We start from the raw sequence: 18041 nt of genomic DNA on the forward strand, positions 1-18041 counted from the left end.
CGACGCCGCGCGCCGTCAGTCCTCGAGCGTCGCGCGCAGCGCCTCGACCAGCCCCGGCACGAGGTCCGGTCCGCCCGCGACGTCCGTCGCCGAGTCGTGGGCGCGCGAGCGGACGGCGCACCACGTGGTGCCGTCGCGCAGCACGCCGACGGCGAGGCGCACGTCCTGCCGGTCAGGGTGGTTCGTGAGGTAGTCGAGCGCGGCGTCCGGGTCGTCGGGGACGCCCTCCTCGGCGGCCGGCGGCAGCACGATCCGCTCGACGACGAGCGCGGCGCCGTCGACCGTCGCCGGCCACGCGACGCGGGCGAGCCCGTCCTCGAGGTCGCCGTCCACGGCGAAGCCCTCCTGCTCGATCGACAGCAGGTGGTGCGGGTCCGCCTCGGCCGCGGCCACGACGTCGGGCGGGAGCCGGTCGGCGAGCGTCGGGTCGGCGCCGAGGGCGCCCGCGGTCCCGACGAGCGCGAACAGCCGGGGCGGGACGTCCCAGCCCGCGTCGGCCGCGTGCGACTCGATCTCGTGCACCGCGAGCGCGAGGGCGTGCTGCGGGGTGGGGCCGCCGGGCGCGACCGGGTCGGGACCGGGCGCGGGGGTGGTGGCGTCGGGACCGGGGGCGGCGTCGTCAGGCTGGGGCATGACCCCATCGTCCCTCATCGGCGCCGCCCCGCGCCGCCGCGGGCCGGGTGCCGGCCGTCCCCCACGAGGCGCCGGACCGTGGGAACCTTGGGGGAGGACCGGGCGTTGACCCCGGTGCACGCCCGAGCCACGACCGAAGAGGTATACCCACCGTGTCATTCGCCGCAGCGCCCCGCCGGCCGTCCTCCGGGGGGCGGCCCGCCCGGCGCCGGAGCCCGATCGGGATCGCGATCGCCGTCGTCGGCGCCCTCGTCGTCCTCCTGCTCCTGCTCGCCCAGTTCTGGACCGAGGTGCTGTGGTTCCAGCAGCTCGACTTCGCGAACGTCCTGTGGACCCAGTGGGGCGCGCGCATCGCCCTTTTCGTCGCGGGCTTCCTGGTCATGGGCGGCCTCGTCTTCCTGTCGTTCTCGCTCGCGTACCGGTCGCGGCCCATCTACGCGCCGTCCACCCCCGAGCAGGCGACCCTCGACCAGTACCGCGAGGCGATCGAGCCGCTGCGCAAGGTCGTCATGGTCGTGGCCCCGGCGCTCGTCGGCTTCTTCGCCGGCGCGGCGGCGTCCTCGCAGTGGCAGACGGTCCTCCTGGCGCTCAACTCCGTCCCGTTCGGCACGACGGACCCGCAGTGGGGCATCGACCTGTCCTTCTACGTCTTCACGCTGCCCGCCCTCCGGTTCGTCGTGAGCTTCCTCATGGCGGTCGTCATCATCGCGGGCATCGCCGCGGTCGCGACGCACTACCTCTACGGCGGCCTGCGGATCGGCGGCGGCTCCGACGCGGGCCCGCGCACGACGACGGCCGCGCGCGTCCAGCTCTCGGTGATCGCGGCGCTGCTGCTCGTCCTCATCGGCGCGAACTACTGGCTCGACCGGTACTCGATCCTCACGTCGGGCGGCGCGAAGTTCGACGGCGCGTCGTACGCGGACGTGCACGCGGTGATCCCGTCCAAGGCGATCCTCACGGTCGTCGCGCTCTTCGTCGCGGCCCTGTTCGTGGTGACCGCGGTGCGCGGCAACTGGCGCCTGCCGGCCATCGGCGTGGGCCTCATGGTGGTCTCGGCCATCGCGATCGGCGGGATCTACCCGGCCGTCGTCCAGCGCTTCCAGGTCACGCCGAACGCGCAGGACTTCGAGGAGGAGTACATCCAGCGCAACATCGACGCGACGAAGGCCGCCTACGGCATCGACAACGTCGAGACCGAGCAGTACAACGCCAAGACCGAGGCCGAGGCCGGCGCCCTGCGCGAGGACGCGGACACGACGGCGTCGATCCGCCTCCTGGACCCGGAGATCGTCAGCCCGTCGTTCAGCCAGCTCCAGCAGAACAAGCAGTACTACCAGTTCTCGAGCTCGCTGTCGGTGGACCGCTACACGATCGACGACGAGAGCCGCGACACCGTCATCGCGGTGCGCGAGCTCAACCAGGACGGGCTCGGGGCCGACCAGCGCAACTGGGTCAACGACCACACGGTCTACACGCACGGTTTCGGCGTCGTGGCGGCGTACGGCAACCAGATCGGCCCCGACGGCAGGCCCGCGTTCTACGAGGGCTCGATCCCGTCGACGGGTGCGTTCACGGACGCGGGCGGCTACGAGCCGCGCATCTACTTCTCGCCCGAGGCGCCCGAGTACTCGATCGTCGGTGCGCCCGAGGACCGTGAGCCGTGGGAGCTCGACTACCCGGTGGACGACGCGGGCGGACAGGTCAACAACACCTTCCCCACCGACGAGGTCGCGGCCGGTCCCAGCGTCGGGTCGTTCGTGAACAAGGTGCTCTACGCCCTGAAGTTCGGTTCCGAGCAGATCCTGTTCTCGGACCGCGTGACGAACGAGTCGCAGATCCTCTACGACCGCAGCCCGCGCGACCGCGTCGCGAAGGTGGCGCCGTTCCTCACGCTCGACGGCCGCGTGTACCCGGCGGTCGTCGACGGCCGCGTGAAGTGGATCGTGGACGGCTACACCACGTCGAACGCCTACCCGTACTCCACGTCGGAGTCGCTCGAGGACTCGACGCGTGACTCGCTCGTCGCGGCCAACTCGGTCGAGGCGCTCGCGCCGCAGCAGGTGAACTACATCCGCAACTCGGTCAAGGCGACCGTCGACGCGTACGACGGCTCCGTCGACCTCTACGCGTGGGACACGGAGGACCCGGTCCTCCAGGCGTGGACGCAGGTCTTCCCGAACGCCGTGCAGCCGCTGTCCGAGATCTCGGGCGACCTCATGAGCCACCTGCGCTACCCCGAGGACCTGTTCAAGGTGCAGCGCACGCTCCTCGCGAGCTACCACGTCGACGACGCGAACGAGTTCTTCTCGGGCCAGGACTTCTGGCGCAGCCCGGAGGACCCGACGGCGAGCGGGGACAACAAGCCGCTCCAGCCGCCGTACTACCTCACGCTGCAGATGCCGAGCCAGGAGGCGCCGACCTTCTCGCTCATGTCGACGTACATCCCGGGGGGTGGCTCGGACCGCAACATCCTCACCGGCTTCCTCGCGGTCGACGCGGAACCGGGCAGCGAGGCGGGCGTGCGGTCGGAGGACTACGGCACGCTGCGGCTCCTCGAGCTGCCGCGCAACGCGACGGTGCCCGGACCGGGTCAGGTGCAGAACAACTTCAACACCGACCCGACGGCGGCCGACGGCCTGCTGGCACTGCGCCGCGGTGACTCGACGGTCATCAACGGCAACCTGCTGACGCTGCCGGTCGGTGGTGGCCTGCTCTACGTCCAGCCGGTGTACGTGCAGTCGACCGAGGGCACGCGGTTCCCGCTGCTGCGCAAGGTGCTCGTCTCCTTCGGTGACGAGATCGGCTTCGCCGACACGCTCGACGAGGCGTTGGACCAGGTGTTCGGCGGCGACTCGGGCGCGAACGCCGGTGACGCGGACGGCGGCGTCGAGACCGAGGTCCCGGACCAGCCGGCCGACGGCGAGTCGCCGGACGCGGGCACGACCGACCCGGGCACGACCGACCCCGGCACCGAGCCCCCGGCGACCGAGGAGCCGGCCCCGCCGGCCGACGGCGGCACGGTCGACGGCGGCGCGCGCGCCGAGCTCGACCAGGCGCTGCGCCAGGCGCAGCAGGCCATCGAGGACGGCCAGGCGGCGCTCGCCGAGGGCGACTTCGCGGCCTACGGCGAGGCGCAGGACCGCCTGCAGCAGGCGCTCGAGTCGGCCCTCGCGGCCGAGCAGGCGCTCGACACCGAGTCGTCGGCGGGCTGACGCACCGGTCGCGCGAGCGACGCAGCGCCACGGACGGGCGGGGACACCAGCGGGTGTCCCCGCCCGTCCGTCGTCTGCGGCCGTCCGGGACGGAGTTGTCATTTCCCGGCCCGGGCGGGAGGATCGCTCCTCGTGACTTCTGCAACGGTTTGCAGCAACGCTTTCAGCGCGGCGGGCGACGACACCACGACCGTGCCGGCGGTGCGGCTGCACCACACGTCCGGCGCCGAGCTCGTGGTCGCGCTGCGTGGCGCCGCCGTCCTCGCGTGGCGCGCCCCCTGGCGCGGCGCCGACGGCATCGAGCGCGTCGAGGACCTCGTCGACGGGTACGCCGACGAGGCGGAGGTCGCCGCGCACGACGCCGCGCGGTCGGCGCTCATGGCGCCGTTCGTCAACCGCCTCGCGGGCGGCGAGTACGTGTTCGACGGCGTCCGGCACCACGTGCCCCCGGTGCTCCCCTGGGAGCCGCTCACCATGCACGGGTTCGCGCGCACGCTCGACTGGGCGGTCGTCGAGGATGCGGGGGAGGGCGGGGTCGCTGCGCGCGACGCGGTGACCGCCGGCGGGGCGGAGCGCGAGTCCGTGACGCTCCGGACGGTCGTGCACCCCGACGCGCACGCCGGCTACCCGTTCGCGCTCGTGCTGGAGGTCCGGTACGTCCTGGGCGCCGGATCCCTCGACGTCACGCTGCGCGCCCGCAACGTCGGGACGACCGCGGCCCCCGTCTCGCTCGGCTGGCACCCCTACCTCCGGGTACCCGGGCACGGCACGGTCGACGCGCTGGAGCTCACGGTGCCGGCCCGCCGCGCCGTCGTGACTGACGCGGGGATGCTCCCGCTCGCGGGGGAGGCCGCGTTCGGGGCGACCGACGGCGTCGGCCCGCTGCCGCTCGCGGGCGTGCGCCTCGACCACGCGTTCGCCGACCTCCGGGCCGACGCCGACGGCCGCGCGCGCACGGTCGTGCGCGACCCCGCCACCGGGCAGGGGCTCGCCGTCTGGCAGGAGCGCGGCCTCGTGCACGTCTACACGGGCGACGGCCTGGCACGGCGCGGTCGCGCGGCGATCGCGGTCGAGCCGGTGGAGACGCTGACCGACGCGTTCAACCGGGCGGACTGCGCCGCCGACGTGCGGCTCGAGCCGGGGGCCGTCCGCGAGTTCGCCTTCGGGGTCGAGGTCCTGGCGTGACCCACGTCTCGTCCACCCGATTTGGCCTGGTCCGGAACCTCACGTAGAGTAGTGATCACCGACGCGGGGTGGAGCAGCTCGGTAGCTCGCTGGGCTCATAACCCAGAGGTCGCAGGTTCAAATCCTGCCCCCGCTACTCCTGAGAGGCCCTCGGTCAGCAGAATGCTGACCGAGGGCCTCTTGCTTTCTCCCGTGCACGGGCGGTGCCCTCGTGCTGTGACGCGCCCCACCCGGCCGAGGCGCGGGCGGGGGAAGCCACGGCCCACGGCCCGGCGTTATCGTCAGTGGCCGGCGCCCACCACTCCCGCGGGCGCCCGACACCCGGAAGGTCACCATGCGCCGTCTGCGTCCCCGTCCCGCCGTCCTGACCGCCGTCACGGCGGTCGCCGCGCTCACGCTGGCGGCCTGTTCGTCGGGTGCCGACGACGGCGGCGACGCCGCGAGCCCGAGCGAGAGCGCGTCGGGTGACGCGCAGTGCGAGCCCGGTGCGCTCCCGACGCTCACCGACGGCGTGCTGACCGTCGGTGCGGGCGAGCCGTACTCCCCGTGGTACGTGGGGGAGCAGGACTCGGGCGAGGGCTTCGAGTCGGCCCTGATCTACGCCGTCGCGGACCGCCTGGGCTACGCGGCGGACGACGTGGTGTGGGAGACGGTGACGTTCGAGCAGATCATCAGCCCGGCGGTGAAGCCGTTCGACGTGGCGGCGTACCAGACGTCGATCACGGACGAGCGCAAGCAGGCCGTCGACTTCTCGAGCCCGTACCTCACGACGCGCCAGGGCGTCATCGTCATGGAGGACGGCCCGTACGCGGGCGCGACGACGCTGGCCGAGCTCGACGGCGCGCGCATCGGGGTCACCGCCGCCCAGACGAGCCTCACGCTCGCCGAGGCCGCGTGGGGCGAGGACGCCGACATCTCGCCGTACAGCGCCGCGGGCGACGGCATGCAGGCGCTGCAGTCCGGCACGATCGACGCGATGGTCATGGACGTCGACCAGGGCGTCGCCGCCTCGACCGAGTACTTCCCGGACTCCGTCGTCATCGGCACCCTGCCCGACGAGGGCGTCGTCGAGCAGTACGGCCTCGTCCTGGACCTCGGCTCGGAGCTCACGGACTGCGTGTCGCAGGCCGTCGACGACCTGGAGGCGGACGGCACGCTCGCCGAGCTGCGCACGACATGGCTCAAGTCGGACGACATCCCCGTCCTCCAGTGACCCTGCCATGACCGTGCCCGACGACGCGCGCCCGCCCGGAGGCGTCGGGTCGCCCGACGCCGTCTCGGCCGCCGCGTGGTCGCCGTCGCCGCTCGCGCTCGACCGGGCTGCGTTCCGGCGTGCGCAGCGGCGGCGGTCGCTCCTCGTCGCGCTCGTGAGCACGGTGCTCGTCGTCGCGGCGGTCGTGCTCGTCGTCGTCAACGCGCCGGGCTGGGAGCGGGCGCGGACCGCGTTCTTCGACCCGGCGATGGCGTGGGAGTCGCTGCCCGCGATCCTCGAGGGGCTGTGGCTCAACCTGCGCGTGTGGGTCGTCGCGGGCGTCGTCGGCACGGTGCTCGGGCTCGGTCTCGCGGTCGCGCGCACGAGCCGCATCCCGGCGCTGTTCCCGCTCCGGGCGTTCGCGACGGTGTACGTCGACCTGTTCCGCGGCGTGCCGCTCCTGCTCGTGCTGCTGCTCGTCGGGTTCGGGCTGCCGGCGCTGCGGCTGGAGTGGCTGCCGACGTCGGGCGCGTTCCTCGGCGCGCTCGCGATCGTCCTCACGTACACCGCGTACCTCGCGGAGGTGTTCCGCGCGGGCATCGAGTCGGTGCACCCGTCGCAGGTCGCGGCGGCGCGCTCGCTCGGGCTCACGCGCGCGCAGACGACGCGGCGCGTCGTGCTGCCGCAGGCGGTGCGCAACGTCACCGCGCCGCTCGCGAACAACCTCGTCTCGCTGCAGAAGGACTCGGGCCTCATCTCCGTCCTCGGTGCCGTCGACGCGATCCGCGCCGCGCAGATCGCGACGACGGGCAGCTACAACTTCACGCCCTACGTCGTCGCGGGGATCCTGTTCTTCCTCGTGTCGTTCCCGCTGACGCGCGCGGTCGACGCGTACCAGGCGCGTCGCGGCTGGGGCCGGTCGCTCGCGACGGTGAGCGGGGCGGGGGACATCCGATGAGCGCGTCCGCGACGTCCGGCGCGATCCCCCAGGACGCGCGTCACCTGCTGTCCCTGCGCGGCGTGCGCAAGACGTACCCGGCCGCGGGCGCCCCGGGCGGGCGGCGGGTCGTGCTCGACGGCATCGACCTCGACGTCGACGCGCACCGGTGCGTCGTGCTCGTCGGGTCGTCCGGCTCGGGCAAGTCGACGCTGCTGCGCGTCGTCAACCTGCTCGACGAGGTCGACGACGGCCAGATCCTGCTCGACGGCGAGGACGTCGCCGACCCGCGCCTCGACGCGAACCGCGTGCGGGCGCGCATGGGCATGGTCTTCCAGGCGTACAACCTCTTCCCGCACCTCACGGTGCTCGACAACGTGACCCTCGCACCCCGGCTCGTGCACCGGCGCTCGCGCGACGAGGCCGAGGCGGCGGCGGTCGAGATGCTGGGTCGCGTCGGGCTCGGTCACAAGGTGACGTCCTATCCTGACCAGCTCTCGGGCGGCGAGCAGCAGCGCGCGGCGATCGCGCGCGCCCTCGTCAACGGCCCCGAGCTGCTCCTGCTCGACGAGGTGACGTCCGCGCTCGACCCCGAGCTCGTGGGCGAGGTGCTCGACCTGCTCGCCGAGCTGCGCGCGGAGGGCCGCACGATGCTCGTCGCGACGCACGAGATGGGGTTCGCGCGCCGCGTCGCCGACGAGGTCTGCTTCCTCCACGAGGGCCGCGTCCACGAGCGCGGCACGCCCGAGCAGGTGCTCGGCGACCCGCAGCGCGAGCGGACCCGCGCGTTCCTGCGCCGTCTGCACGCCTGACCGCGCCCTCGGGACCGCGCCGAGCACCGCTCGACCCGGCCCGGACCCCGGTCAGCCTCGCAGCACGAGCACGACCGTGGCAGCGATTGACGCGCAGGCGACGAGGACGTACGGCCACGTCCACGTGCGCTGCCCGGCGACACGCAGCACCACGGCCACCGCGAGCGCGGCCAGGCCGAGCACGGGACCGTCGACGAGCGGGGCCAGGTCGACCGAGACACGCAGGGTCTCCAGGAGCTGTGGCGGCAGGGGGACGAACGGCTGGCTCTGGCGGGCCGCGCCGTCGGGCACGAGCCACAGCGTGCGCAGCACCGCCAGGACCGCGAGGACGCGCGGAAGGGCCCGCAGGAGCGCGCCTCCGACCCGAGAACGGTCCCAGGACGACGACGCGGCGGGTCGGACGGGACGTGCGGACCGCGCGGCGGACGCCGGGGCCGCCTCCTGGCGCGGCCCCGGCGTGGCCGCGGACGTGCCGGCGGCGCGCGGGGCCGGGGCGCTCGCGACCGCCGCACCGGTGATCCGCGGCCGGACGGACTCCGGACGCACGGCGGGCGACGACGGCGTCGGGCCGAGGTGCCGGACGGGGCTCCGGCGCGGCGGGACCGACGGCGGGACCGGCCGGCCGACCTGCGTGGCGACGAGGTCGGGGGAGTCCATGACGCGGGTCCGTCCGACGGCGGGCGGGACCGGCTCCGGCCGGGGCCGCCCCGACGGACCACGACCCAGCGTGGAGACGCGCTGCACGGGCACCGGCCAGGGACGCGGGTCCGGGGAGCCGGACGCCGGCACCGGGACGGGGCCGTCCGTCCGCGCCCGCGCGGCCCGGGCCACGGGCTCGGCGCCGGAGCCCGGCACGGCGAGCATCGGGTGCGTCGGGCGACGGTACGCGCGCCATCCGCGGAGGGTGTCGGCGTGTCCCGCGGGCGGTGCCGCGGCCTGCCACCGCATCGCCTGCCAGAGCCAGTCCTTGAGCTCCGCCGGGGTCCGGCCGTCGGCCACGTCTGCGCCGATGCTCGCGACGTGGTCCGCGATCACCTCGGCGGCCGCGCCGTCGAACCCGTCGCCGTGCACCTCGGCCAGCACGCTCATCAGCGTCGCGTCGTAGACCAGGGCGTGCCACGGCTCCCGGACGCGGGCCGCGTCGGCCGCCCTGCCGACCGGCGTGACCTCCGCCGCCCGCTCGGCCCGGACTGGTGCGCCGGTGGCGGCGGCCAGCCCGGCGACGGGGCCCAGCGCGCGCTCGGCCGCGGTGGCGCCGTCGGCCACGATCCGTGACGTGAGGAGCAGGGTGTCGTCGGGGGCCTCCCCGGCGAGCCGAGCGCGCAGCACCGCGACGACGCTCTCGAGCGCGGGGCGGTGGTTCGGCTGGTAGCGGGTCGCCGACAGGATCAGGTCCTGGAGGTGGGGGTCGATCTCGGGCAGCTCGGCCGGGGACGGGGCCGGCTCCGTCCCGGCCGGCACCCCGACCAGGTCGTCCGGGACCTCCCGCACGAGGTCGCCGGCCTCGAGGTCGCGGCCGAGGAAGTTGAGGTCCGCCGGCACGACCCCCGTCGTGGCGAAGATCAGGAGCAGGCCGAGCGCGTACACGTCCGAGCGAGGGTGCACGCGACGGGCGAACAGCTCCGGCGCCATGTACGCGAGCGTCCCGACGGGCTGGGTGGACGTCGCCGTGTCGAACAGCTTGGCGATGCCGAGGTCGATGAGGACCGCCCGGTCGCCGTCGACCATGATGTTGGCGGGCTTCAGGTCGCGGTGCACGCAGTGCTGCTCCTGCAGCACGAGCAGGGCCTCCGCGACGTGCGACGCCAGCCGCAGCGCCTGCCGTCCGTCCAGCGGGCCCGACGCGCGGACCTGCTCGCGCAGCGTGGTGCCGGGGACCAGCTCCATGGCGAACCACGGCTGGTCGTCGTCCAGGCCCGAGCGCACGAACGCGGGGAAGCCGCGCCCGCCCACGGCCTCCAGCAGCCTCGCCTCCTGCGCGAAGCGCTCGCGGGAACCCTCCTGGAGACCCGTGAGCACCTTCACGGCGACCTCCGCGCCGTCGGCGTCCGTCGCGCGGTAGACGTGCGCGAACCCGCCGTGCCCGAGCACGTCGGCGAGGGTGAACGGGCCCTTGCGGTCACCGCTCGCGGGCACCTGGCGGACGGGCCGGCGGGGCAGCGGCGCGGGGCCCGGCCCGGCGTCCGGATCGGCGGCAGGTCGGACGGAGACGTCGGTCGCCACCGCGAGGGCGGGCTGCTCGGGGCCGGGCATGGGCGCAACGTTACAAGCGCGCCGCTCCAGGACGGAGCAGACAACTCCGACGGCCCGGGCCGCGAGCGGCGCGTCGACCTGGGAGGCTGGACGTCATGGTCAACCGCCTCGCCGCCGCCGTGAGCCCGTACCTGCGCCAGCACGCCGGCAACCCGGTCGACTGGTACCCGTGGGGCGCCGAGGCGTTCGCGGAGGCGCGCCGCCGGGACGTGCCGGTCATGGTCTCGGTCGGGTACGCCACGTGCCACTGGTGCCACGTCATGGCGCGCGAGAGCTTCTCGGACCCGGACATCGGCGCGCTCCTCGCGCGCGGGTTCGTCGCGGTGAAGGTCGACCGCGAGGAGCACCCCGACGTCGACGCGAGCCTCCTCGCCGCGGCGAGCGCGTTCACCCCGGACCTGGGGTGGCCGCTCACGGTGTTCACGACGCCCGACGGCGCCCCGTTCTACGCGGGCACGTACTGGCCGCCCGTCCCCGTGGCCGGACGCCCCGCGTTCCGGGACGTGCTCGACGCCGTCGCGCAGGCCTGGGAGCAGCGGCGCGACCAGGCGGTCGAGACGGGGGAGGCGATCCGCGCGGCGCTGCGCGACGCGGCGGCGGGCCGCCGGACGGGCGTGCCGCGCGCGGCCGCGACGGCGGTCGACGGCTCGGGAGCGTCCGCCGGCGCGGACGCCGGGCCGGTCGCCGACCCGGCCGAGCACGCCCGACGGGTCGTCGAGCGGCTGGAGGCGGCGGAGGACCGCGTGCACGGCGGCTTCGGGGGCGCTCCCAGGTTCCCCGTCGCCCCGACGCTCGAGCTCCTGCTCGACGTCGCGGCGTCGTCCGTCGTCGACCCGGAGGTCGCGCGGCGCGCGCTCGTCCTGGCGGGGCGCACGGTCGACGCGATGGCGGCGAGCCCGCTGCGCGACGTCGACGGCGGCTTCTTCCGGTACGCGACCCGGCCGGACTGGTCGGAGCCGCACTACGAGCGGATGCTCTACGACAACGCGCAGCTGCTCTCGGCCGCGACGACGCTGGCCGTGCTGCGCCGGACCGGGCCCGTGGACGGACCGCTGCGCACGCCCGCCGAGGCGCCCGGCACGCCCGACCCGGGCGAGGACACCGCCGAGGTGGCGGGCGACGTCGGGCGCTTCCTCCTGCGCGTGCTGCGCCTGGCCGACGGCGCGTTCGCGAGCGCACAGGACTCGGAGTCCGTCGTGGACGGCGAGCGCGTCGAGGGCGGGTACTACCTGCTCCCGCCGGGCGAGCGCGCGCACCACGAGCCGCCGCCGCTGGACACGAAGGTGCTCACCGGGTGGAACGGGCTCGCGATCGAGGCGCTCGCCCGCGCCGGGCACCACCTGGCGCTGCCCGACCTCACCGACGCCGCGCGGGCGGCCGCCGACCGGCTGCTCGCGACCCACGTCCGGGCCGACGGGTCGCTCGTGCGCGCGTCGGAGGGCGGGGTCGCCTCGGACGCCGTCGCGACGCTGGAGGACCACGGCGCGCTCGCCACGGCGCTCCTCGTGCTCGGAGGCCTGACCGGGGATGCTAGGTACGTGCGCGAGGGCCTGCGCGTCGTCGACGCGACGGTCGGCCCGGGCGGCGACCTCACGCCCCCGCAGGGCACGGACCCGGTGCTCACCGACCTCGGGCTGGCGGCCGGGGCGGCGGCCGACCCGTCGGAGGGCGCGGTGCCCTCGGGCACGACGGCGGCCGCCCGGGCCGCGCTGCTCGCCCACCTCGCGACGGGCGAGCCGCGGTACCGGGACGCGGCGCTCGCGCACGCCGCCGCGTCCGCTGCGGCGAGCGAGCACCCGCTCGGCGCGGCGGGGGTGCTGCGCGTCGCCGTCGGGCTCGCGGAGCCGCCCCACCAGCTCGTGGTCGTCGCCGACGCCGACCGGCACGCGGGGTTCCTCGCCGCCGCGCGCGACTGGTACCACCCGGGTGCGCTGCTGCTCGCCGCGACGCCCGACGACGCCGCGACCCTCGCCGCCGACGGCGTCGCCCTGCTCGCCGACCGCGGGCCGGGCGCCTACCTCTGCGCGGACTTCGTGTGCCGGCTCCCGGTGCACGACCCCGCGGCGCTGCGGGACCAGCTCGGCGCCCGGACACCCTGAGACCGGGGGTGCAGCGCACTCCCGGCGGTCGCATGATGGAAGGACGGTGCGGCACGAGGAGGAGCCATGAGGGCATCGGTCGGGGACAGGATCGTGACCGCCTCGGGCGTCGTCGGCGGGGCGGTGCGCGACGGGGTCGTGGTCGAGCTGCGGCACGAGGACGGCTCGCCGCCGTACCTCGTCGAGTGGGCCGACACGGGCGAGCGGACGCTCGTCTACCCGGGGTCGGACAGCTACGTCGAGCACGTCCCGGGAGCGGAGACGGGCGACGGCACGGACACCACGAAGGTGTGGCGCGTGCAGGTGAGCGTCGTCGAGTCGGAGGGCCGGACGACGGCGGAGGCGGTCCTCGTCGCGGAGACGCCGGAGCACGTGCGGACCGTCGGGCGGGCGCGGCGCGACCCGCACGACCGCGACGTCCCGCTCATCGGCGACGAGATCGCCGTCGGGCGGGCGCTGCGCCGGCTCGCGGACCGGCTGCTGGACGACGCCGAGTCGGACATCGCGTCGTCGACGGGCGCCCCGGCGCACGTGCACCAGTGACGCGCCCGGGGGAGGGCGCGGCGCCCGGTGCCGCGGACGCCGCCGTGCGAGCGCGCGTGCACGGGCGCGTGCAGGGCGTCGGCTTCCGCTGGGCGACGCGCGAGCGGCTCGCCAGGCTCGGCCTCGACTGCACCGCGACCAACCGGCCCGACGGCACCGTCGAGGTCGTCGCGTCCGGGGCGCCGGACGCCGTCGACCGCCTCGTCGCCTGGCTGCGCGACGGCCCCACGCCGGGCGACGTCACGCACGTCGACGTCGAGCGGGCGCACGCCTCCTGAGGACGCGCCCCGGCGCTCCCGGGGTCCCCGGCGCGACCGGCGGCGGGCTCAGCCGTCCGCGCGTGCCAGCACGGACTCCCAGTGCCAGGGCTCGGGCACGCGCCCGTCGGGCTCGGCGAAGTCGGGGTGCGTCCAGCCGTAGGTCTCGGCGTGCTGCTTGAGCCACTCGTACTGCGGGGTGCCGAACGCCTGGACGCCGCCGCCCAGGTCGACGGCGAACCCCAGCCCGTGGTTCGAGCACCCGGGCGGCGCCGCGATGGGCGACGACGGGTCGTACAGGCCCTGCTGCTCCTCGAAGGTCCGGTAGGAGGAGTTGATCGTCAGGTGCACGCCGAACCGCTCGACGTACGCGGCGTCGAGGGCGACGAGCCCGTCCAGCACGTCCGCGCGCACCCGGTCGCCGGGCGACCACGGGATCGGCGCGAGAGCGGCGTCGGGCACGCGGCCGCCGTCGGGGTCCCACACCTGGTCCGGCGCCGGGCACGAGACGGCGTCCTGCGCGACCGACGTCTCCTCCGTCGACGTGCGCACGACCCCGAGGCCCGCGCCCAGGTCGAGCACCGCCTGCTCGAGCCTCGCGAGGTCGTCGCCCGCGAGCCCCGCGTCGGCGGCGGCGTCGGCCGCGGCCGCGGTGTCCAGCGCGTCGCGCAGCCGGGCGCGGACCGCCTCGTCGGCGCCGAGCCCCTCCGTCGCGGCGTAGATCTTCTCGCCCAGCGCGCTGGCGGTCGCCAGGCTCGCGCGCGCCGCGGTCACCTCGCTCCGCGCGTGGTCGAGCATCGAGGCGTGCACGGCGTCCGAGGCCGACACGAGCGACCGGTCCGTCGCGTCCGTGCCCGTGGTCATCCGGTCGAGGAACGGCGCCGCGAGCAGGGCGCGGGCGTCGTCCACCTCGGTCGTCAGCGCGGTCCGCACCGCCGGGTCCGCGACCTTCCCGTCCGACGCCGCGAGCAGGTCCTCGGCGGTCGCGGTCCGGTCGGCCAGCGCGTCGTACTCGGTGTCCCGGTACCAGGCGAACGCGCCGCCGCCCCCGCCCAGCACGAGCACGAGCGCCACGACGGCCGCGATCCACGCAGCCCGGTGCCGACGCTGCACGCGTGCGTGCCGACGCTCCCGGCCGCCCGGCGGGTGGTCCGCGGGGCCGGCGGGCGGGGCGGTGCTCGTGGCGGTCACACCGCCAGAACCTACGGCACGACGGCGACCCTCCCGGACGGATCCGGGGGTGCGCACGGACACGCTCACGGCTTGCTCACGAACCCCGACCGGTCCGTGCGTCGGCGGGCGCCGTCGTGCATCAGCCGGGGCGCGACGACCCTCCCCAGATGGTGTCCCCGACGCGCCGCCGGGGGCGGATCGAGGAGGGACCATGAAGCGGCTGGTGCTGTGCTGCGACGGCACGTGGAACTCGCCGGTGAACGCGAGCGTGTCGAACATCGAGAAGATCGCGCGCTCCGTCCGCACCGGGATCGGACCGGACGGCGTCCAGCAGATGGTGTTCTCCGTCGAGGGCGTCGGGGCGCAGGGCTACCTCGTCGACCGGCTCCTCGGCGGGGCGTTCGGCTACGGCCTGACGCGCAACGTCGTCGCGGGGTACCGCCACCTCGCGCTCAACTACGAGCCCGGCGACGAGGTCTACGTGTTCGGGTTCAGCCGCGGGGCGTACACCGCGCGCAGCGTGGTCGGGATGGTCGCGACCGTCGGCCTGCTCACCCAGGACGCGCTGGCGCGCGACCACCTGTGCGAGGCGGAGGAGGTCTACCGCGATCGCGACCCTGCCCGCCGCGCCGAGCGTGCCCGCACGTTCCGCGCCGCGTACTGCCACGACCACGTGCCGGTAGCGTTCCTCGGGGTGTTCGACACGGTCGGCGCGCTCGGCGTGCCGGGCCTGTCGCGCCGCCGGAGCCGGTTCCACGACCTGCGCCTGTCGACCGACGTGCGGTGCGCCCGCCAGGCGCTCGCCATCGACGACCGCCGCATCACCTTCGAGCCGTGCCTCTGGGACGTGCCCGTGGCCATGGCGCCCCGGGTCAAGCAGGTCTGGTTCCCCGGCGGGCACAGCGACGTCGGCGGCGGCGCGCGGGCGCGCGCCCTCTCGGACACCGCGCTGCTGTGGATGCTCGGCGAGGCCGTCGCGCGCGGTCTCGTCGTCGACGAGGAGCGCCTGCGTGCGCAGCTCCACCGGGACGACGAGCTCGTCTGCCGCGTCCGCCCCGGGCTGCTGTTCGGCGCGCTCAACCTCGTCAAGCGCCTGCACCACCGCCCGCGCTTCCGCGGCGCGCTGCGCGTCCTCGCGGGCGTGCCCACCCCGCCCGAGACCGTCGACGCCGTCTACCTCGCCGAGACGGCGGTGACGCTCAGCGCCGACCCCGCGTCGGTCTACGCGCGCCACGCGCGGAACCTCGCCTGGTGGCGCGACAGCGTGGGCCCGGACCTCGCGCGTCTCGTGGAGCCCGTGCCGGGCGCGGCCCAGGAGACCCGGCCGCTCGTGCTCGCCTGACCACGGGCGCCGCGCCCGTGCCATGCTGGGCGGCGTGAGCGAGCAGACTCCCGACCGCGTCCCGGCCGAGCAGCTCGTCCCCGCCGACGCGCACGTCCTCGGGGACCCGGCCGCGCCCGTCACCATCGTCGAGTTCGGCGACCTCGAGTGCCCGTACTGCGCCGCCGCCGCCCCGGTGCTGCGGCAGGTCGTCGAGTCCTCCGGCGGCCGGGTGCGTCTCGTGTTCCGCCACTTCCCGCTGTTCGAGATCCACCCGCACGCGCTGTCGGCCGCGCTCGCCGTCGAGGCGGCCGCCGCGCAGGGCCGGTTCTGGGAGATGCAGGCCGCGCTGTTCGCGCACCAGGACCAGCTCGGCGAGGCCGGGCTCGCCGAGCGGGCCGAGGAGCTCGGGCTCGACGGCGCGTCGGTCGTCGGGGACGCGGCCCAGCAGTACGCCGCGCCGGTGCAGCGCGACTACGCCGACGCGCTCGCGGTCGGCGTGCAGGGCACGCCGACGCTCTTCGTCGAGGGCGTCCGCTACCGCGGGCGCGTCACCGCGGAGGGCCTGCGGGCCGCCGTCGCCGCCGCCGCGCGGCCGTAGGGCGCTCGCGGGGTCGGGGCTCCCGGGCGGCGACCACGCTCGTACCCGTGGGGTGCCGTGCCGTGCGCTCGGGCGCGCGGTCACGTGGTCGCGGGCGGGTGCCAGGGGAGCGGCGGGAGCTCGGGCGGCGGACCGTCCGCGCCGGGCGAGCACAGGGGCCAGCGCTCGCCGAAGAGCCGGAGAGCCACGGACCCGAGCACGGCGGCGACGAGCGAGCCCGCGAGGATGCCGATCTTGGCCTGCTCGACGAGCGCCTCGTCGTCGAACGCCAGCTCGGCGATGAAGAGCGAGATGGTGAACCCGATGCCGGCGAGGATCGCCCCGCCGAGCAGGTGGGAGTACCGCACGCGCCCCGGCAGGTCGCCGAGGCCGAGGCGCAGGGCCAAGGTCGCGGCCCCGAAGATGCCGACGGCGTTGCCCACGACGAGCGCGACGGCGACGCCGATCGTCACGGGCGACGTGGCCGCCGCGCGCAGCGACTCGCCGTCGAGCTGCACCCCCGCGTTCGCGAGGCCGAAGACGGGCACGACGACGTACGCGCTCCACGGGTGCAGCACGCGCTGGAGGCGCTCGCTCGTGGGCACGGCCGCGCGCGCCGCGAGCTCGGTGAGGTGCTCACGCTCCGCCGTCGTCTCCTGCGCGAGCCGCTTGGCGTACTTCGGCACGACGGCGACGTCCACGGGCCGCGACGAGCGCGACGGCACGAGCAGTCCCACGAGCACGCCCGCGAGCGTCGCGTGCACGCCCGACGCGTAGACCGCGCCCCACAGCGCGATCCCGGCGAGCGCGTACGGCGCGAGGCGCCAGACGCCGAGCCAGCGCAGCACGAGGATCACGACGACGAGCGCGGCGGCGACGAGGAGGCCCGGGAGCCAGAGGTCGTCGGTGTAGAAGAGCGCCATGACGGTGATGGCGCCGATGTCGTCGACGACGGCGAGCGTGAGGAGGAAGAGCCGGAGCTGGTCGGGGCAGCGCGGCCCGAACAGGGCGAGGATGCCCACGAGGAACGCGGTGTCCGTCGACATGACGATGCCCCACCCGTGCTCCGCGGGAGACCCCGCGTTGAACGCGACGTAGATGAGCGCGGGGACCGCGAGGCCGCCCAGCGCACCCAGCGCGGGGACGGCGACGGTGCGGCGGTTGCGGAGCTCGCCGCTCGTGACCTCGCGGTTGATCTCGAGGCCGATGACGAGGAAGAACACGGCCATCGCGGCGTCGTTGACCCAGTGGTGCAGGTCCATCTCGAACGCCCACGGCCCGACGCGCCAGCCCGCCTCCGTGGACCAGAGCGCGTCGTAGGCGCCCGACCACGCGGAGTTCGCCCACACGAGCGCGACGACCGTCGCGGCGAGGAGCAGGACGGCGCCGCCCGCCTCGGTCGCGAGGAACGAGCGCAGCGAGGGCGCCACGGGGCGGAGCTGGAAGCGCAGCGGCGGGCCCGGTCGGGCGGGGACGCGGACGACGGGGAGGGACGACGGCGGAGCGGGCTCGGTCACTGGGCCTCCGGGTGGGTCGGGACGGGGCGACGCCCCGGGCGTCGGACCTGCGCTGGGACAACTCTTCCGGGCGGCAGATCCTTCCGCAACAGTCCTCGCGGGGGGCTCCGGGCGCGGACCCCCGGTGGCTTCGTCCATATCGTGGAAAAGTTCTTCCGAAACCCTTGTGGCGTCCGTCACGCGCTGCTAGCGTCGAGCGTGCCAACGGCGGGCCCGGGCCGAGCGACACGCTCGGTGGTCGACACGTTCGATCCGACACCGGCAGCTACCTACCAGGCGGACGTGACAACTCGCCTGCAGCGGCCCGCCGGCCGCCTCCTCCCGGCT

General features: G+C 75.5%; 14 protein-coding genes and 1 tRNA gene. 11 read left to right on the forward strand and 4 right to left on the reverse strand.

The window, feature by feature from the left end:
* Positions 1 to 15: 15 nt before the first annotated feature.
* Positions 16 to 633, reverse strand: a complete 618-nt coding sequence (locus BXA05_RS12220) for a PPA1309 family protein (protein WP_083711843.1) — start codon at positions 631 to 633, stop codon at positions 16 to 18.
* A gap of 152 nt (positions 634 to 785) precedes the next feature.
* Between BXA05_RS12220 and BXA05_RS12225 the strand changes: the two genes are divergently transcribed.
* The 6 genes from BXA05_RS12225 (at position 786) to BXA05_RS12250 (ending at position 7971) form a co-directional block, all read left to right on the forward strand.
* Positions 786 to 3845 carry a UPF0182 family membrane protein gene (locus tag BXA05_RS12225; RefSeq protein ID WP_061266920.1) on the forward strand — a complete coding sequence of 1020 codons (3060 nt, stop codon included), beginning with the start codon at positions 786 to 788 and terminating at the stop codon, positions 3843 to 3845.
* Positions 3846 to 3977: 132 nt separating this feature from the next.
* Positions 3978 to 5030 (forward strand): aldose 1-epimerase, encoded by a 1053-nt coding sequence (locus BXA05_RS12230; protein WP_076405158.1) that lies wholly within the window; start codon positions 3978 to 3980, stop codon positions 5028 to 5030.
* A 62-nt stretch (positions 5031 to 5092) separates the two neighbouring features.
* Positions 5093 to 5166 (forward strand) — tRNA-Met (locus BXA05_RS12235).
* 198 nt (positions 5167 to 5364) lie between these two features.
* Positions 5365 to 6243, forward strand: a complete 879-nt coding sequence (locus BXA05_RS12240) for an ABC transporter substrate-binding protein (protein ID WP_076405159.1) — start codon at positions 5365 to 5367, stop codon at positions 6241 to 6243.
* A gap of 7 nt (positions 6244 to 6250) precedes the next feature.
* Positions 6251 to 7180, forward strand: a complete 930-nt coding sequence (locus BXA05_RS12245; RefSeq protein ID WP_076405160.1) for an amino acid ABC transporter permease — start codon at positions 6251 to 6253, stop codon at positions 7178 to 7180.
* Complete coding sequence (locus BXA05_RS12250) at positions 7177 to 7971, forward strand: amino acid ABC transporter ATP-binding protein (protein WP_076405161.1); 795 nt, start codon at positions 7177 to 7179, stop codon at positions 7969 to 7971. The genes BXA05_RS12245 and BXA05_RS12250 overlap by 4 nt, the downstream gene beginning before the upstream one ends.
* Positions 7972 to 8022: 51 nt before the next feature.
* Here the strand turns inward: BXA05_RS12250 and BXA05_RS12255 are convergent, their stop codons facing one another.
* Positions 8023 to 10224, reverse strand: coding sequence for a serine/threonine-protein kinase (locus BXA05_RS12255; RefSeq protein ID WP_076405162.1), 2202 nt, complete (start codon positions 10222 to 10224; stop codon positions 8023 to 8025).
* Between the two features lie 95 nt (positions 10225 to 10319).
* Between BXA05_RS12255 and BXA05_RS12260 the strand changes: the two genes are divergently transcribed.
* From BXA05_RS12260 to BXA05_RS12270, 3 genes are all read left to right on the forward strand, one after another.
* Positions 10320 to 12323, forward strand: coding sequence for a thioredoxin domain-containing protein (locus BXA05_RS12260; protein ID WP_076405163.1), 2004 nt, complete (start codon positions 10320 to 10322; stop codon positions 12321 to 12323).
* A gap of 66 nt (positions 12324 to 12389) precedes the next feature.
* Complete coding sequence (locus tag BXA05_RS12265; RefSeq protein ID WP_061266925.1) at positions 12390 to 12866, forward strand: dsRBD fold-containing protein; 477 nt, start codon at positions 12390 to 12392, stop codon at positions 12864 to 12866.
* Entirely contained in the window at positions 12863 to 13144 is a 282-nt protein-coding gene (locus BXA05_RS12270; protein WP_076405164.1) for an acylphosphatase, read from the forward strand. Before BXA05_RS12265 ends, BXA05_RS12270 begins: the two co-directional genes overlap by 4 nt.
* A 48-nt stretch (positions 13145 to 13192) precedes the next feature.
* Here the strand turns inward: BXA05_RS12270 and BXA05_RS12275 are convergent, their stop codons facing one another.
* The gene (locus BXA05_RS12275; RefSeq protein WP_076405165.1) at positions 13193 to 14314 is read right to left on the reverse strand and encodes a M15 family metallopeptidase; all 1122 of its coding nucleotides are present in this window, start codon (positions 14312 to 14314) and stop codon (positions 13193 to 13195) included.
* A gap of 193 nt (positions 14315 to 14507) precedes the next feature.
* On the opposite strand from BXA05_RS12275, the gene BXA05_RS12280 reads away from it, so the two are divergent.
* A complete protein-coding gene (locus BXA05_RS12280; protein ID WP_076405166.1) occupies positions 14508 to 15638 on the forward strand; it encodes a T6SS phospholipase effector Tle1-like catalytic domain-containing protein in 1131 nt (376 codons plus the stop codon).
* A 34-nt stretch (positions 15639 to 15672) separates the two neighbouring features.
* Positions 15673 to 16218: a DsbA family protein gene (locus BXA05_RS12285; protein ID WP_076405357.1), complete on the forward strand. Its 546-nt coding sequence runs from the start codon at positions 15673 to 15675 to the stop codon at positions 16216 to 16218.
* A gap of 80 nt (positions 16219 to 16298) precedes the next feature.
* Here BXA05_RS12285 and nhaA read toward each other — a convergent pair whose 3' ends face one another.
* A complete protein-coding gene (nhaA, locus tag BXA05_RS12290) occupies positions 16299 to 17714 on the reverse strand; it encodes a Na+/H+ antiporter NhaA (protein WP_076405167.1) in 1416 nt (471 codons plus the stop codon).
* Positions 17715 to 18041 lie beyond the last annotated feature (327 nt).

The sequence above is a fragment of the Cellulosimicrobium funkei genome, assembly GCF_900155925.1.
Classification (GTDB): Bacteria; Actinomycetota; Actinomycetes; order Actinomycetales; family Cellulomonadaceae; genus Cellulosimicrobium; species Cellulosimicrobium funkei.

Excerpts from the sequence above, each read along its gene's own strand:
- BXA05_RS12220 (WP_083711843.1), bottom strand. The coding sequence starts at position 633 with ATGCCCCAGCCTGACGACGCCGCCCCCGGTCCCGACGCCACCACCCCC.
- BXA05_RS12240 (WP_076405159.1), top strand. The coding sequence starts at position 5,365 with ATGCGCCGTCTGCGTCCCCGTCCCGCCGTCCTGACCGCCGTCACGGCG.
- BXA05_RS12245 (WP_076405160.1), top strand. The coding sequence starts at position 6,251 with ATGACCGTGCCCGACGACGCGCGCCCGCCCGGAGGCGTCGGGTCGCCC.
- BXA05_RS12250 (WP_076405161.1), top strand. The coding sequence starts at position 7,177 with ATGAGCGCGTCCGCGACGTCCGGCGCGATCCCCCAGGACGCGCGTCAC.
- BXA05_RS12255 (WP_076405162.1), bottom strand. The coding sequence starts at position 10,224 with ATGCCCGGCCCCGAGCAGCCCGCCCTCGCGGTGGCGACCGACGTCTCC.
- BXA05_RS12260 (WP_076405163.1), top strand. The coding sequence starts at position 10,320 with ATGGTCAACCGCCTCGCCGCCGCCGTGAGCCCGTACCTGCGCCAGCAC.
- BXA05_RS12265 (WP_061266925.1), top strand. The coding sequence starts at position 12,390 with ATGAGGGCATCGGTCGGGGACAGGATCGTGACCGCCTCGGGCGTCGTC.
- BXA05_RS12280 (WP_076405166.1), top strand. The coding sequence starts at position 14,508 with ATGAAGCGGCTGGTGCTGTGCTGCGACGGCACGTGGAACTCGCCGGTG.